Source organism: Roseibium sp. (genome assembly GCF_048260565.1).
Classification (GTDB): domain Bacteria; phylum Pseudomonadota; class Alphaproteobacteria; order Rhizobiales; family Stappiaceae; genus Roseibium.
In genome coordinates this window covers 108,089-122,022 of sequence record NZ_JBLXGP010000018.1, presented here as the reverse complement: position 1 = coordinate 122,022, position 13,934 = coordinate 108,089, and the positions used below count along the sequence as shown (strand labels likewise).

The window sequence follows — 13,934 nt, the reverse complement described above, 5'->3', positions numbered from 1 at the left end:
AAACTCTGAAACGCCGACAATCGCCACAAAACCTAATCCAAAATAACAAACCCGCCGAAATCGACGGGTTTGTCAGCAGTCTGAGACCCGCCGGTATTGCCGGCGGGTCTTTTCGTTTGCCCGTATTCAATCGCCCCCTGTGACCTCAGGCGGCGACCGCCCAGTGATCCGCATCTTCCCTTGCGCCGATCAGGGCGAGGCCCGTGGCGACCGAGGTAAGCTCATTGCCGCCGGATATCCGTTCCGCGCCGAAACGCTTTTCGAACTGCCTGCGGACCGCAGGAACGAACGAGGTGCCGCCGGTCATGAACACCCGGTCGATATCGCGGTCGGTGATCCCTGCATTGTCGATGGCCGCATCGAGCGCCCGGTCGATCTTCTCCAGCTCCGGCACGATCCACAGGTCGAATTCGTCGCGTGTCACGGTGGCCCTGAAATCGGCCCCCAGCGGCGCGAATGTCAGCTCCGCTTGGCTGTCTGCCGATAACCGCGCCTTCGTCTCGGAGACGGCTTTATAGAGCGGATAGCCCTGGTCCTCGTCGACCAGGTCGATAAACAGCTCGATCTTCTCCGGTTCCAGGCACCAGCGCAGCAGCTTCTTCATTTCCCGGTAGTCGTCGGAGGTCTTGAACACCGACAGCATGTGCCAGCGGGCGAAGTTGGAGAACAGGTTCGGCGGAATTTCCAGCACCTTGCCCATGCTCTTGTAGCTGCTGCCCTTGCCGATCCTCGGCAGGATCACATTGTCGATAATCCGGTAGTCGAAGGAATCGCCCGCGATCCCGACCCCGCCCCGGCCGAGCGGTTCGGCGGTAAGGCCGTTTCCCCCGAGCCGGAAGCGCATCAGCGAATAGTCTGTCGTACCGCCGCCGAGATCGGCCACCAGAATGGTCGCATCCTCGTTCAGGCTTTGCGCGAAGGAAAAGGCGGCCGCGACCGGTTCCAGAACGAAGCGAATGTCCTTGAAGCCGACGCGCGCGAGTGCTTCCCGGTAACGGCGCATCGCCAGCGCCTCGTCCGGTGCATGGCCGGCAAAGGCCACCGGACGGCCGATGATCAGGCGGGTTTCCTCCGGAACAACCGGAGTGACGGCACGCTCCAGGGCGCAGGTCAGGAATGTCGCCATCAGGTCTTCGAAATCAAACGGATTGCCGTAGATACCGGTGCCCTTGAAGGTCGGGCTGGCGACGAACGACTTCAGCGACTGGATGAAGCGCACGTCTCCCAGGCTTTCCAAAAACTGCCGGATGGCCCAGGGGCCGACCTCCGGGTGCGGCGGCCGCGCCGCGCCCCGGTCGAGGAAACTGAGGACCGTCGCAAGCGAGGCAACCGTCTCAGTGCCTGCGCCGAACTCCACGGTGCGTGTTGCCCTGCCCCCGTCCGCTTCGACGAAAACCGTGTTGGACGTTCCGAAATCAAGGCCGATGGTCTTCGTCATGCGGGGCACTCCGGTCAAATACGTCACCCCGCCACGGCGCGCGAAAACACGCAGCCTGGATCAAAACGGGTCGGGGCTTCTGGTTCAAAAGGGATGGGATCGGGCGTGCGGACATACGTCCTATCGGCGGAAGATGCAAGGCGCTATTGCCGCATCGTACTCCCGTCGCCTTCATTGAATGAAAAACCCACCCGGCTTCCGGACTGTTCGTCCGGCCTCCGGATGGGCTTGGTTTCTGTGCCGATAATCCCGGCGTTCAGGCCGCGGCGACACCTTCCAGGAAGCGGTTGACCTCTCCCTGGAGTTGTTCTGTCTTTGCGGACAGATCGCCGGATGCGGCAAGGACATCCCTGGCGGAAGACGAGGTCTGGTCGACCGTTTCCGACAGTTTGGACATGTTGGACGACACCGACCGCGTGCCTTCCGAAGCGCGCGCAACGTTCTGGGAAATCTCGTTGGTCGCGGCCCCTTGTTCCTCGACGGCTGCGGCAATGGTGGAGGTATAGGAATTGACCTCCTCCATGATCTCGGTGATTTCACCGATCGCCTGAACCGATTCCTTGGTCGCCCCCTGGATGGCAGCGATCTGCGCCCCGATCTCTTCAGTGGCCTTGGACGTCTGGGTCGCGAGTTCCTTGACCTCTGCTGCAACAACCGCAAAGCCCTTGCCGGCTTCGCCGGCCCGGGCAGCCTCGATGGTCGCATTCAGCGCAAGCAGGTTGGTCTGTTCGGCAATCGCCTGGATCAGGGTCACGACTTCGCCGATCCGTCCTGCGGATTCCGCCAACCCCTCGACCTTCTCGTTGGTCATACGCGTGCCTTCCGTGGCCCGCGCGACGACTTCGGTGGTTTGGGCGACCTGGCGGGAAATCTCGCCGATGGAGGCGGACAATTCCTCGGCCGCACTTGCGACCGTCTGCACATTGCTTGTCGCCTCATCGGAAACGTTGAGCGTATCGCTGGCGTGGTTTGCGCTTTCCTGGGCGATGTCTGTCATCCTGCCTGCGGTCTGGTCCATGCTGGTCGCTGTTTCGGCAACGGACGCCAGTAGACCAGAGGCGCTGGTACGGAACGAAGCAATCAGTTCCCGGACCCGGTTCTGCCGGTCTTCGCTCTCCCGCTCGCTGGCCTTCTGGCTGTCTGCCAGTTCCAGCCGCTCCATGGACCGGCGCTTCAGTGTTTCCACCGCCTGGGCCATCTGGCCGATTTGATCGGTCCGGTCGGCGAAGGGAATATCAACGGACAGGTCATCCTCGGCAATACGCCCGGTGATACGGGCAAGCTCGGAAAAGGGCCGCAGGAGTCGTGCGACCATGAACGTGCTGAGCAGAACAGCCACAATCACCACCGGCGCCGCCAGAAGCGTGAAGCTGGTCATCATCTCGGACACGTTCGCTTCGATTTGCGCCTTTTCTACGCCGGCATAGAGTATCCCGATAATGTCATTGGCGGGCGTGAATATCGGCTTGTAGATCGTATAGTAATCCTTGCCGAGGATCGTCGCCTGGCCGTGAAAGGTCTTGCCTGCGGTCACCACCGGATAGACAGCTCCCTTCTGGCCGAGCGGCGTGCCCACCGCCCTTTTTCCGTCCGGCTTGATGATATTGGTCGTTTTGCGCCAGAAGTCCTTGGTTTCCGGATCCCAGGCAAACACTGTCGCCGTTTCGCCGATCATCCGCCCGATCGTATCGATCAGGTCATGGGAGGTGAATTCGGGGATGGCATTCAGTTCGATGCGCTCGACATTGCCATCGGCTTTCCAGGTGACCTTCGCGCCGTCCACCCGATCCTGGAAGAGAGTAGCAGCGACCCTGAGATTGGTATCCTGCTTGGCCACGGCCCGGCCTTTCGCCTGCTCGATCGAAACGTCGTAGACGATAAACCCGATCACGAACATCGCCAGGGTCAGAAACCCTGCGCTCGCCAGCGCCATGGATGTGGTGATCTTCAGTTTTTTTAAATTCAGTTTCATTAGCTCTCGCCCCTCAATAATTCCCCCAAGGGAAAGAGGCCAAATTTAAATTAATTTATTATGAACCCCATGCAGAAACTCAAATAAAGAGAAAGAATTACTCAATCCTCATTGAATTTGCTTGCGCTTCGCTTCTCCAAAAGGAGATAACTATTTTCAGAAAATAAGAACTATTTGAAGAACTACACCTCCCCACTGCCCTTGCAGGAGAAGCTCACGTAGGGATCGGCGGCCGATAGAAGCTCAGAAACGTCTTGGGGGGAATACTTGCAAATAGGTGGCCGGCGGAAAGCAGGTGTTCGAGGAGGCCACTCTTCGCCCCGCTCTCTCGCCGGCCTGCCCCACGGACCCAGGAGATGCGGCGGACCTGAGCACTCCGTAGGGAACTCTGGTCTGTGGTGAAACCACTCGACAGCAACGCGCCGTACAAACCAGTAAAAGATCTTGCAAGAAGACCGTTCTTTCGTGGCGTCACACTACAAGAGTGGTGCCGGAAATCAACACTCCAGCAAGATTTTGCACAAACGACCTGCAAAGTTAGTAAATTCGTAACCTTAACGCAGACGCGGGCAGACGAAAATGTTTCCCGGACAAGTGGGCTTGCCGCAATACACCCTCAGGAAGCGTTTCCTTTGGATTGAACCAATTGACGGCAATCCGATTTGCAAGCCGGCTTATGCTTCGCCCAGATAGGAACGCACGGTTTCCAGAAATTTGGCGACGGAAATCGGCTTGGAGATGTAAGCCTCACAACCGCCTTGCCGGATGCGCTCCTCATCGCCTTTCATCGCAAATGCGGTCACCGCGATCACGGGGATGGCACAGAGGTCTTCATCCTCCTTGATCCATTTGGTCACCTCGAGCCCGGAAACTTCCGGCAACTGGATATCCATCAGGATCAGGTCCGGACGATGGGTTCGGGCAAGCTCGAGCGCCTCTATTCCCGTCCGGGTCTGCAAGGTCTCGTATCCGTGCGCCTCGAGCAGGTCATGAAAGAGCTTCATGTTCAGCTCGTTGTCTTCCACAATCAGCACGGTCTTCGCCATGTCTCGGCCCTTTTCCCGGCTTCTGCCGGCCCCTGTGTGGCGGATGGAGCCGCCGTTGTACCTGCCGCCGCCCCTGGCGGCTGGAATGCGTCGTCGCTTCGCATTAGGGTCTCTATTAACGTGGAATCGTTTCGGAAAGGCAAAAAAACACGATGCTCGGCGAACGCGGCAAACAGATGACCTTTGAATCTGCTCAGGAAATTGCCGTAAAGGCCCTCCTTCAACTGACCCGGGATCCGGAGCAGACCGGCAGATTTCTGGCGGTTTCCGGCATCGGACCGGAATCGATTCGCGATGCGGCCGAGGAACCGGGCTTCCTCGCCGGCGTTCTGGAGTTCTATATGGCGGACGAAGCCCTGCTGCTTACCTATTGCGAAAACGCCGGTCTGCGGCCGACCATGATCGCCGCCGCCCGCTTCGCGCTGGTTGGAGATCCGACCGATTATGGCTGAACCGACGCCTCCTTCCGCCCACGTTCTTGGTCAAATCGACGCACTGCCCAGCTCGAACCGTCCGTTGATCGTCTGCGACGTGGACGAGGTCATTCTGCACATGGCCGACCATTTTACCGAGTTTCTCGGCGCGAAAGAACTGACGTTCCTATCCAGCGGTTACCGGTTCACCGGCAACATTGCGCCGATCGGATCGAACGCGCCAATCAGTCAGGAAGCCGTCCGCCAGCTCGTCGATGCGTTCTTCGACGAGGAAAGCCACCGTCAGCGCATGGTCGAGGGTGCCGACAGGGCGCTCAAGGAACTCCATTCGGACTGGGACATATTGCTCCTGACCAACCTGCCGGGCGTCCATAACAAACCGGTGCGGGAAAAGTTGCTGCAGGACTTCGGCATCCCCTACCCGGTTTTGACCAATTCCGGTCCCAAGGGCGGCGCGGTCGCGGCCCTGGCCGCAGGCAGGCCCTCCCCGCTGATCTTCATCGACGACAGTCCGGTGAACCACGCTTCCGTCAATGCCAGCCTGCCTTCGGCGGTCCAGATACAATTCGTCGCCGACGAAACTTTCCGCGCCGCGGTAAAGCCCTCGAACCATATTGATCTGCTGACCGGCGATTGGAGCCAGACAAGAGACTTTATCGGCGGTATTCTGGTTCCGGATTAAGAGACAACCTGCAGGCATGAAGGCATGGTCGAAGGACCGACACCACCGGAAACTGCCGGCCGGGCGGCGCCGTTGCGTGCGCTCTGCCGGGACTGCGGCGCCCGCCCCGCGGCCACACGCAACCGCTGTCCCCGCTGCGGCAGCCCGCGCCTTGTCGCCCATCCGGAACTCGATACGCTGACCATTGCCCATATCGACTGCGATGCCTTTTACGCTGCGGTGGAAAAGCGCGACAATCCGGAACTGCGCGACCTTCCGGTGATCGTCGGGGGCGGTCAGCGGGGCGTAGTCTCCACCTGCTGTTATATCGCCCGCATCTACGGCGTACGTTCCGCCATGCCCATGTTCAAGGCGATGGAAGCCTGCCCGGATGCAGTGGTCATCAGGCCGAACATGCGCAAATACGAAGCCGTCGGCCGGGAAATCCGCGAACGCATGCGCGCGCTGACGCCACTGGTCGAGCCGATCTCCATCGACGAGGCTTTCCTGGATCTGACCGGGACCGAACGGCTGCACCATGCCAGTGCTGCTGAAACGCTTGCCGCCTTCGTCCGGACCCTGGAGGAGGACATCGGCATCTCGGCCTCCGTCGGTCTGGCACCGAACAAGTTCCTGGCCAAACTCTCCTCGGACCTGGAAAAGCCGCGCGGATTTTCCGTCGTCGGCCGGGCGGAGGCGAAGGCCTTTCTGGCGGAGAAGCCGGTCAGCATGATCTGGGGCGTCGGCAAGGTGTTCCAGCAAAAGCTCGCTGCTGAGGGCATCAGAACCATCGGACAGCTTCAGCACATGGAGCCGGCTGACCTAGCCCGCCGCTACGGCGCCATGGGCCTGCGTCTTGCCCGGCTCTGCCAGGGGGAGGACGACCGCAAGGTGACGCCCCACCGCGGCGCGAAAAGCGTCAGCGCGGAAACGACTTTCAATTCCGATATCTCGAAGCTCGACAGACTGCGCCCGATCCTGCGTGACCTTTCGGAAAAAGTGTCCCGCCGGCTGAAGACGGCTGACCTTGCAGGGCACACCGTCTCGCTGAAACTGAAGACGGCAGATTTCAGGATCATCACCCGGGCGCGCCAGCTTTCCGACCCCACCCAGTTGGCCGACCGGATCTACCGTGCCGGCGAGGACCTTTTGAAGAAGGAGACCGACGGCCGTCAATTCCGCCTGATCGGCATCGGTGTCAGCGATTTCTCCGATCCGCGACAGGCGGACCCTCAGGATCTGCTCGACGAGGGCGCCGGGCGCCGAAAAAAAGCGGAACTCGCCATGGACACGCTCCGGGAAAAATTCGGCCGCAGCAGCGTCGAACTCGGCCTTGTGCATGCGGCCCGCCCGGCCAAGCGCGACAAGAGCGGCGGCCAGAACTCCTAGTTCGTGCAGCCGGTTTCCTCTTGCAGCTCGAGTTGGCGCAGTTTGCCACGCAGGCTGAACTGGCCGTAGTCCATCTTGAGCTGCCGGCTGATGCCGTTGTCATAGAGCAGGAAGGTCATCTGATAGACCGGCATTTCCTCGCCCTCCTGATCCTGAGCGGGGTCGAAATAGGCGATGGTCACAGGCCAGGCCTCCGCCTGCTTGAGGCGCGAGACGTCGGCCGAGGGTTCATCGCTCAGCGGCACGTCCTCCGTTCTTGACGGACCGATCACGGCGGTCGTGGCATAAACCTTGTCGCCCGTTTCCGAACCATCATAGACATCGGCGGCGAGGAAACTCTTGCCCGTGCGCGCAGCGTTGATGATCTTGTTCAGGTGCTCTGTCGGATAGAGGGTTTCACCGGAAATGGTCAGCGCCCGCTCACCCGGCTCCTGAAGCTCGACGGTCTTTGCACCGTCGCCCTGCCGTGCCGTCCCCCGGGTCTTTTCAACCAGCTTCTGATCGACGTAGGTTTTGCTGAGGAACTGGAAAGATGCATCCTTCGGATTTTCGAAAGAGGAGGAGCGCAGATCGGTCACCTGGGACGCACCGGACACATCCTGAAATTCGGTCACGAATCGGAACGACACGCTGTAGCCTTCGCACGCACTGCCGCTGAATTCATAGACCATACGGCCATTAAGCGCGGAGATACCCGTACCGTCTGCCGCTCTGTCCAGTTCCATGTCGTAGATTGCCCGATGGGGCACCAGTCCGGCGGCCAGCGCCTGCCCGACCGAACCAAGAGAGACGAGGCCAGCCACACACAAGACCGCGCTTCTCGCCAGGACAAATCCTGTCACGCGCTGCATCTCCATCTCCCCTTGCACATCTACCAGGTCACACCACCTGCCCGAACTACCAGCCTCGAACATTATGCGCTTCCAGAACGCTTCGCTAGAGCGTTCCCACCACAAATTCCTTTTCCTGGTAAATTCCCGCAGCACCGGCTTTTCCAACTTCAAATCATTAGCCCTTGCAGGCGGAGGGGATTTGTTTCAGAAAAACGCCACCCGTCCGTTCCCGGCTATTCGAGCATGGAGATTTGTCCGCATGACAGAGACCGTTGAAGCCCGCCTTGCCAATCTCGGTATCGAACTGCCCTCGCCCGCCGCACCGGCCGCCAATTACGTGCCCTATGTGTTTTCGGGAAATCAGCTCTTCATTTCCGGCCAGCTGCCCATGGGAACCGACGGTCTGGAACATATCGGCAAGCTCGGCGACGAACTTTCTGTCGGCGAAGGCAAGGCAGCGGCGAAACTTTGCGCCATCAATCTCCTGGCCCAGGCGAAGGCGGCCACCGGCGATCTGGAAAAAGTCGCGCGTCTTGTGAAAATCGTCGGCTTCGTCAATTCCACCGCGGATTTCACCCAGCAGCCGCAGGTCATCAATGGCGCGTCGGATTTCCTGGTGCAGGCCATGGGTGACAAGGGTCGACACGCACGCTCCGCCGTCAGCGCCGCGTCCCTACCCTTCGGCGCGGCGGTCGAAATCGAAGCCATTTTCGAGATTGCCTGAAGCATGACCGACGTCGGCCAGATCATGATGCGCCCGATCGCCCATCGCGGTTATCATAACACCGAGGCCGGCGTCATCGAGAACACGCCAACGGCGATCGCGGCCGCGGTCGAGAAGAATTTCGCCATCGAGGTCGATGTTCAGGAAACCGCGGACGGCGACGCGCTGGTCTTTCACGATTACACCCTCGACCGGTTGACGGAAGCAGAGGGCCGTGTAATCGAGCGGCCGACCGCGTCGCTCACCGGCATTTCCATGAAGGCAGGCGGCGACCGGCTCTGGCTGCTTCAGGATCTGTTCGACCTCGTGGACGGCAAGGTGCCGCTCGTTATCGAGATCAAGTCCCTGCTGCGTCCGGGTGCCCAGGCGGAGTTCGTCCGTAACGTTGTCGATCAGGTCGCGGCCTACAAGGGGCCTGCTGCCGTCAAGTCCTTCGACCCGGACATGCTTTCCATTGCAAAAGCCCACAAACCTCAGGTCCTGCGCGGCATCGTTTCCGAAACCATGCGGCCCGAAGGCGAGTATAGGCGCATGACCCGGATGGAACGCTTCATCCTGAGCAACATGCTGCATCTGCCCAGAACCCGGCCCCACTTCATCTCCTACGGCATTCGCAGTCTGCCAGCCATCGCTCCGTCCTTTTGCCGCAAGGTGCTGGGACTGCCCGTGATGACCTGGACCGTGCGCACCCGGGACCAACGCGACCGCGCCGCACGATACGCCGACCAGATCGTCTTCGAAGGCTTCGACCCCGACGTCGGCTGAGCCGCACCTGGGAAGTGCCGTCTCCAAATGATCCCATACGCAAAACCCCTTGCAGTGCAGCATCGAGATCCTACACTTAAGGTATGAGCATTCTCATCGAGCAGGGTTGAGGTCATGTCCGAACAGGAACATGCGGACGAACAGGCCGCGACGCTGCGCATTCTTTCCGGCATGGAAGATGTATCGGCGGCGGACTGGAACAGCGTCGCGAATCCGGGCTGGCTGCTTGGGCCGGGTGGACGCCTCACGCACGATCCCACCTTTGAATCGGATTATCAGCTACTTGAATCGCTCTCTGAGCGGGAAGAATCAGTTTCTGAAGACACCGCCTTCAACCCCTTCATTTCACACGAGTTTCTCTCAAGCCTCGAAGAGACCAGCTGCGCCACCGGAGAAACAGGATGGCTGCCCCGCCACCTGCTTCTCCAGTCCGCAACAGGGGAAATATGGGGCGCAGCCCCCGCCTATCTGAAGAACCATTCCCAAGGCGAATATGTCTTCGACCACGGCTGGGCGGATGCGTTTTACCGGGCCGGCGGCGAGTATTATCCCAAGCTTCAGATCTCCGTTCCCTTCACGCCGGCGACCGGCCGCCGGCTTTTCGTCTCGCCCCGGATCGACTGGCAGACAGGCGTGCAGGCCCTTGCCTCCGGCCTCGTCCAGGTGTGCGAGCGCAGTGGTGCCTCCTCCGCTCACATCACCTTCCTGACGGAGCGGGAATGGGATGCGCTCGGCGACATGGGCTATCTGCAGCGCACCGACCAGCAGTTCCACTGGGAGAACAGGGATTACGAAAGCTTCGACGCCTTTCTGGCGGATCTCGCCTCCCGCAAGCGCAAGGCAATCAAGAAAGAAAGACGCGAGGCGGTCAGCGCGGGGATCGAGATCGAATGGGTCACCGGTGCCGACCTGACCGAGGCCCATTGGGACGCTTTCTACCGCTTCTACCAGGACACCGGCTCGCGCAAATGGGGCCGCCCCTATCTGAACCGGGCCTTCTTCTCCCTCGTCAGCGAGCGGCTGGCGGAACGCATCCTCTTGGTCATGGCCAAACGCGAAGGGCGCTACATCGCGGGCGCCCTCAACTTCATCGGCTCCGACACCCTGTTCGGCCGCAACTGGGGCTGCACGGAACACCACCCCTTCCTGCATTTCGAGCTCTGCTACTACCAGGCCATCGAATTCGCGATCGAAACCGGCCTGAAGCGGGTCGAGGCCGGCGCCCAGGGTGCCCACAAACTCGCCCGCGGCTATCTCCCCGTGACCACCCGCTCAGCCCACTGGATCGTCCACCCGGGTCTGCGCGACGCGGTCGCCGACTACCTGGAACGGGAGCGCGAAGCCGTGGAACGGGAAAACGAGGCCCTCACCGAACACGGTCCTTTCCGCAAGGGGGATTAGGGGATGCAGGCGCCCCATGCCCCAAAGAAAAGTTGCATTTCGCCGGAATTAAACCGGTACACGAAACTTGGCAAAAGCATCGCCATAACAATAGAGTAGACCCAGCCCGATTGAACTCCAGGTCCGTCCATGCGTCTGCTCTTGCTTCTGCCCGTCCTGCTGCTCTGCCTTTTCCGTCCGGCACTTGCCTATGAGGTGAGCGAGCTGAAAGCGGCCGGCCTGTATCAGGAATTCGACCCGGACCGTCTCACGACACAGGAAAAGAAGTTTCTGCAAACCGGCCTTGCGATGGAAGGGCTGTACAAGTCGCCTGTTGACGGCTTGTGGGGCCGCGGCAGTCAGCAAGCGATCAAACTCTATGCGGTCCGCCACGGACACAACGACACCATTCCGGTATTCGATGTGTTCGCCCTTGCGATGAAAACGGGCAACAGATTCGCTGAGCAGAAATTAGAGGTTTTTTATTCGAAATTCGCGAAAATGTCCCTTCTAATCCCATTCAATGGGATAGAAGAAGATGAAAGAGAGAATGATTTCTTTAGCCTCAAAAGTACAAACTCGAGCATAAGATATCTTTTCTACAGAACGAACTCCGGTTTCGTCTCTCAATTCCATCAGCAGGCATTAGCAGATAAAAACATCATCACAAAACCTCGCGTCGTCCGGAGAAACAATCTCCGGATTTCATCCTTCAAACTTGCCAACGGCCGGAATATCCATATCCGTTCCGACTATGTTGCCGGTGAGTGGTCGACGATCGTATTGATCGCGGAGGATCAGGACAAAGGTCTTCTTACGGCCGTAGCCTGGAGCATCACGAAAGGGAAAGCGCCAAACATATACCTCCCGGTGGGGTATCTGCGCGATGGCGTTGAAAAAACGGCGACTTTCGTACTCGACAAAAAGGAAGAACGCGAGAAGTCCGGCACGGCATCAGCGAAGCGGGGCCCCTCTGTGGAAGACGAAGGCAATCCGGAGCCAAAGAAGAAAAGGGTGGCGCGCAGCGACGAGGGTGCCGGCGAACCCGGCGCCGACTTTGTTATGCCCTCGCCGGAAGACCTGCGCAAACCCTTCTATCCGCTCCGCTTTTCCAAGGCCGACCGTAAATACCTGCAGCTGGGCCTCGCTCTGTTGGGATACTTTACCGGCACGATCGACGGCACATGGGGCGGGGATAGTGAGGCCGCGCTTGCGCGTTACGCAAAGGAAAACCCCAAATACCCGCCCCGCATTCCCCTGTTCCAGGCCTACACGCTCGGGCTGGCAACACTGATCAAGATGGATGAAAGCCAACTGGTCTATTACCCAGCCCCACACATGGGGATATCCATTCTGATGCCCTATGGAACGGTAGGGAAAGAACAGAATAGAACTATAGCTTTCCGCGACAAAAACTCCTCCCTCAGCTATCTGCTTTTCAAGGAGATTACGGATTCGCCGAACATCACCCACCAGGAGCTTTTGGCCGGAACCGTGTTTAAGGAAAAGCCCCAAACCATTCGAAAGGGAAAACTCTGGGTAACCACGATAAAGGATACGACCGGCCGGATCACATATCTGCGCTCTGACTATGTACAGGGCTCGTGGGCAACGATTTCGGTGACGGCCGACGAAAAGGATGCCGCCCTCTTCGCCGCTATAACCGGAAGCATCACACCCGGCGAGCCGGCCCCCGACCCCTATCCGTCCGGTGGCGACCTCGACGACGGCATTATCGCCATGCGCATCATATTGGGCGAAGGAGACGCGAGAAGGACAACGCCGGATGTTCCCCCTTCGTTATCAAACCCCTTCGCCGACGAGGGAAGCTCTTCGATACCACCGGAAGATGTCCCTGCCCCCGACAGGAGGAAAGATCTACAAGCGTCTTCCTCAGGAACCGGCTTCGCCGTGTCCGAGAACGGCGACCTGCTGACCAACGATCATGTGACCGCCGGCTGCAGCCGGCTGACGGTGGACGGCCACGAGGCGGTTCTGAAAGCGACGGACAAGACCTTTGACCTGGCGTTGTTGCACGTCCCCAGCCTGAAGACACCCGACTTCGCCATGTTTGCCGAAAACCCCGCACCGCTCAATTCGGACGTCACAGTTGCAGGCTATCCGCTGACAGGTCTTTTGAGCGGACTGAACGTCACCCGGGGATCGGTCACCGCAATGAAGGGCATCGGCGGCGACAGCACCCGGATGCAGATCTCCGCGCCCGTGCAGCCGGGTAATTCCGGCGGCCCGGCCATGAACGCCTACGGCCATGTGGTCGGTGTCGTCACCGCCAAACTGGACGCTCAGCGGGTCGCCGATGCCATCGGCGATATCCCCCAAAACGTGAACTTTGCCGTGCGCGGATCGATGGCCAAGCTGTTCCTCCATCAGAACGGCATCACGCCCCGAACCGCTCCTAAGGGAGAAGCGCTCCCTCCGGAAGTCATCGCAACCCGCTTGAGCGCCATCACCCATTCCATCGAGTGTTACTAGGCGGACTATGACTGCCATAAAGCGGCTCAAGAAACAGGATGAACCGGACAGCACATGAATCAGGCTCTCAACCCTTGCCGCCAACCGATTCTTCCGACTCGACTTTTCACGCTCACCTGAAGCGATTTACGCCGCGGCCGAGCATGGCGTTGAATCAATTTCTGAAGCGCGCACTGAATCGCCCTCCGAACGTTCCTTGAATCATTACATGAGCGCCCTGACTCAGCGGCAATTGACCCTTGCGGGAGGACCGCCCCAGTCGCTAGTCTCCGCTTCAACGATTTCTATTTGGGGACGGAAATGTCTGCACCTGCCTACGACGATCAGAATGTTTTCGCGAAAATCCTGCGCGACGAGCTGCCGAGCCACAAGATCTACGAGGACGACAAGACCCTGGTGATCATGGACATCATGCCCCGCGGCGACGGCCATGTCCTGGTGATCCCCAAGGCCCCCTCGCGCAATATCTTCGACATTGCCGAAGACGATTTGTTTGCCGTCATGGCGACGGTGAAGAAGATGGCGGCCGCCGTGGTCAAGGCCTTCAACGCGGACGGCACCACCATCCAGCAGTTTTCCGAGCCCGCCGGCGGCCAGGTGGTGTTCCACACCCATGTCCACGTGATCCCGCGCTTCGACGGCGTCAAACTGCGCCCGCATACCGGTGAAATGGCCGACAACGAGGTGCTCGCCGCCAACGCGGAAAAGATTCGCGCGGTGCTGGGTTAAGAACGCCACCTCCCATCGTCACCCCGGGCTTGACCCGGGGCCTACTCGTTTCCAGAGACCAACTGCAAAA

Annotated in this window: 12 protein-coding genes; 8 read left to right on the top strand and 4 right to left on the bottom strand. The window is 59.7% G+C overall.

Translation table 11 applies throughout. The annotated features are described in order from the left end of the window. Positions 1-145: 145 nt before the first annotated feature. The 3 genes from ACN0SO_RS25840 to ACN0SO_RS25830 all read right to left on the bottom strand — a co-directional run bounded on the left by ACN0SO_RS25840 (position 146) and on the right by ACN0SO_RS25830 (position 4,456). Positions 146-1,438 carry an Hsp70 family protein gene (locus tag ACN0SO_RS25840; protein WP_417682555.1) on the bottom strand — a complete coding sequence of 431 codons (1,293 nt, stop codon included), beginning with the start codon at positions 1,436-1,438 and terminating at the stop codon, positions 146-148. A gap of 256 nt (positions 1,439-1,694) precedes the next feature. Beyond that, entirely contained in the window at positions 1,695-3,410 is a 1,716-nt protein-coding gene (locus tag ACN0SO_RS25835; RefSeq protein ID WP_417682554.1) for a methyl-accepting chemotaxis protein, read from the bottom strand. 674 nt (positions 3,411-4,084) lie between these two features. Continuing rightward, complete coding sequence (locus ACN0SO_RS25830; protein ID WP_417682552.1) at positions 4,085-4,456, bottom strand: response regulator; 372 nt, start codon at positions 4,454-4,456, stop codon at positions 4,085-4,087. 176 nt (positions 4,457-4,632) lie between these two features. Between ACN0SO_RS25830 and ACN0SO_RS25825 the strand changes: the two genes are divergently transcribed. The 3 genes from ACN0SO_RS25825 to ACN0SO_RS25815 are packed head-to-tail and all read left to right on the top strand — an operon-like array spanning position 4,633 to position 6,940. Further along, a complete protein-coding gene (locus ACN0SO_RS25825; RefSeq protein ID WP_417682550.1) occupies positions 4,633-4,908 on the top strand; it encodes a DUF3572 domain-containing protein in 276 nt (91 codons plus the stop codon). Further along, entirely contained in the window at positions 4,901-5,572 is a 672-nt protein-coding gene (locus ACN0SO_RS25820; RefSeq protein WP_417682549.1) for a hypothetical protein, read from the top strand. Before ACN0SO_RS25825 ends, ACN0SO_RS25820 begins: the two co-directional genes overlap by 8 nt. 24 nt (positions 5,573-5,596) lie before the next feature. Next, positions 5,597-6,940, top strand: coding sequence for a DNA polymerase IV (locus tag ACN0SO_RS25815; protein WP_417682547.1), 1,344 nt, complete (start codon positions 5,597-5,599; stop codon positions 6,938-6,940). On the opposite strand, the gene ACN0SO_RS25810 is transcribed toward ACN0SO_RS25815, so the two are convergent. Continuing rightward, positions 6,937-7,791: a cell envelope integrity EipB family protein gene (locus ACN0SO_RS25810; protein WP_417682545.1), complete on the bottom strand. Its 855-nt coding sequence runs from the start codon at positions 7,789-7,791 to the stop codon at positions 6,937-6,939. The two genes, ACN0SO_RS25815 and ACN0SO_RS25810, sit on opposite strands and share 4 nt — an antisense overlap. Positions 7,792-8,032: 241 nt before the next feature. Between ACN0SO_RS25810 and ACN0SO_RS25805 the strand changes: the two genes are divergently transcribed. The 5 genes from ACN0SO_RS25805 (at position 8,033) to ACN0SO_RS25785 (ending at position 13,864) form a co-directional block, all read left to right on the top strand. Further along, on the top strand, positions 8,033-8,497 hold the full coding sequence (locus ACN0SO_RS25805; protein ID WP_417682543.1) for a RidA family protein: 465 nt from the start codon (positions 8,033-8,035) through the stop codon (positions 8,495-8,497). Positions 8,498-8,500: 3 nt separating this feature from the next. Continuing rightward, positions 8,501-9,262, top strand: coding sequence for a glycerophosphodiester phosphodiesterase family protein (locus tag ACN0SO_RS25800; RefSeq protein WP_417682541.1), 762 nt, complete (start codon positions 8,501-8,503; stop codon positions 9,260-9,262). Positions 9,263-9,376: 114 nt separating this feature from the next. Further along, on the top strand, positions 9,377-10,663 hold the full coding sequence (locus ACN0SO_RS25795) for a GNAT family N-acetyltransferase (RefSeq protein ID WP_417682539.1): 1,287 nt from the start codon (positions 9,377-9,379) through the stop codon (positions 10,661-10,663). Positions 10,664-10,792: 129 nt separating this feature from the next. Then, complete coding sequence (locus ACN0SO_RS25790) at positions 10,793-13,135, top strand: trypsin-like peptidase domain-containing protein (RefSeq protein ID WP_417682537.1); 2,343 nt, start codon at positions 10,793-10,795, stop codon at positions 13,133-13,135. A gap of 300 nt (positions 13,136-13,435) precedes the next feature. Next, on the top strand, positions 13,436-13,864 hold the full coding sequence (locus ACN0SO_RS25785; protein ID WP_417682535.1) for an HIT family protein: 429 nt from the start codon (positions 13,436-13,438) through the stop codon (positions 13,862-13,864). The last annotated feature ends 70 nt before the right edge of the window (positions 13,865-13,934 follow it).

Bases quoted from the DNA above. Each gene is read 5' to 3' on its own strand.
- ACN0SO_RS25840 (WP_417682555.1), bottom strand. From the start codon at position 1,438: ATGACGAAGACCATCGGCCTTGATTTCGGAACGTCCAACACGGTTTTC.
- ACN0SO_RS25835 (WP_417682554.1), bottom strand. From the start codon at position 3,410: ATGAAACTGAATTTAAAAAAACTGAAGATCACCACATCCATGGCGCTG.
- ACN0SO_RS25830 (WP_417682552.1), bottom strand. From the start codon at position 4,456: ATGGCGAAGACCGTGCTGATTGTGGAAGACAACGAGCTGAACATGAAG.
- ACN0SO_RS25825 (WP_417682550.1), top strand. From the start codon at position 4,633: ATGACCTTTGAATCTGCTCAGGAAATTGCCGTAAAGGCCCTCCTTCAA.
- ACN0SO_RS25820 (WP_417682549.1), top strand. From the start codon at position 4,901: ATGGCTGAACCGACGCCTCCTTCCGCCCACGTTCTTGGTCAAATCGAC.
- ACN0SO_RS25815 (WP_417682547.1), top strand. From the start codon at position 5,597: ATGGTCGAAGGACCGACACCACCGGAAACTGCCGGCCGGGCGGCGCCG.
- ACN0SO_RS25810 (WP_417682545.1), bottom strand. From the start codon at position 7,791: ATGCAGCGCGTGACAGGATTTGTCCTGGCGAGAAGCGCGGTCTTGTGT.
- ACN0SO_RS25805 (WP_417682543.1), top strand. From the start codon at position 8,033: ATGACAGAGACCGTTGAAGCCCGCCTTGCCAATCTCGGTATCGAACTG.
- ACN0SO_RS25800 (WP_417682541.1), top strand. From the start codon at position 8,501: ATGACCGACGTCGGCCAGATCATGATGCGCCCGATCGCCCATCGCGGT.
- ACN0SO_RS25795 (WP_417682539.1), top strand. From the start codon at position 9,377: ATGTCCGAACAGGAACATGCGGACGAACAGGCCGCGACGCTGCGCATT.
- ACN0SO_RS25790 (WP_417682537.1), top strand. From the start codon at position 10,793: ATGCGTCTGCTCTTGCTTCTGCCCGTCCTGCTGCTCTGCCTTTTCCGT.
- ACN0SO_RS25785 (WP_417682535.1), top strand. From the start codon at position 13,436: ATGTCTGCACCTGCCTACGACGATCAGAATGTTTTCGCGAAAATCCTG.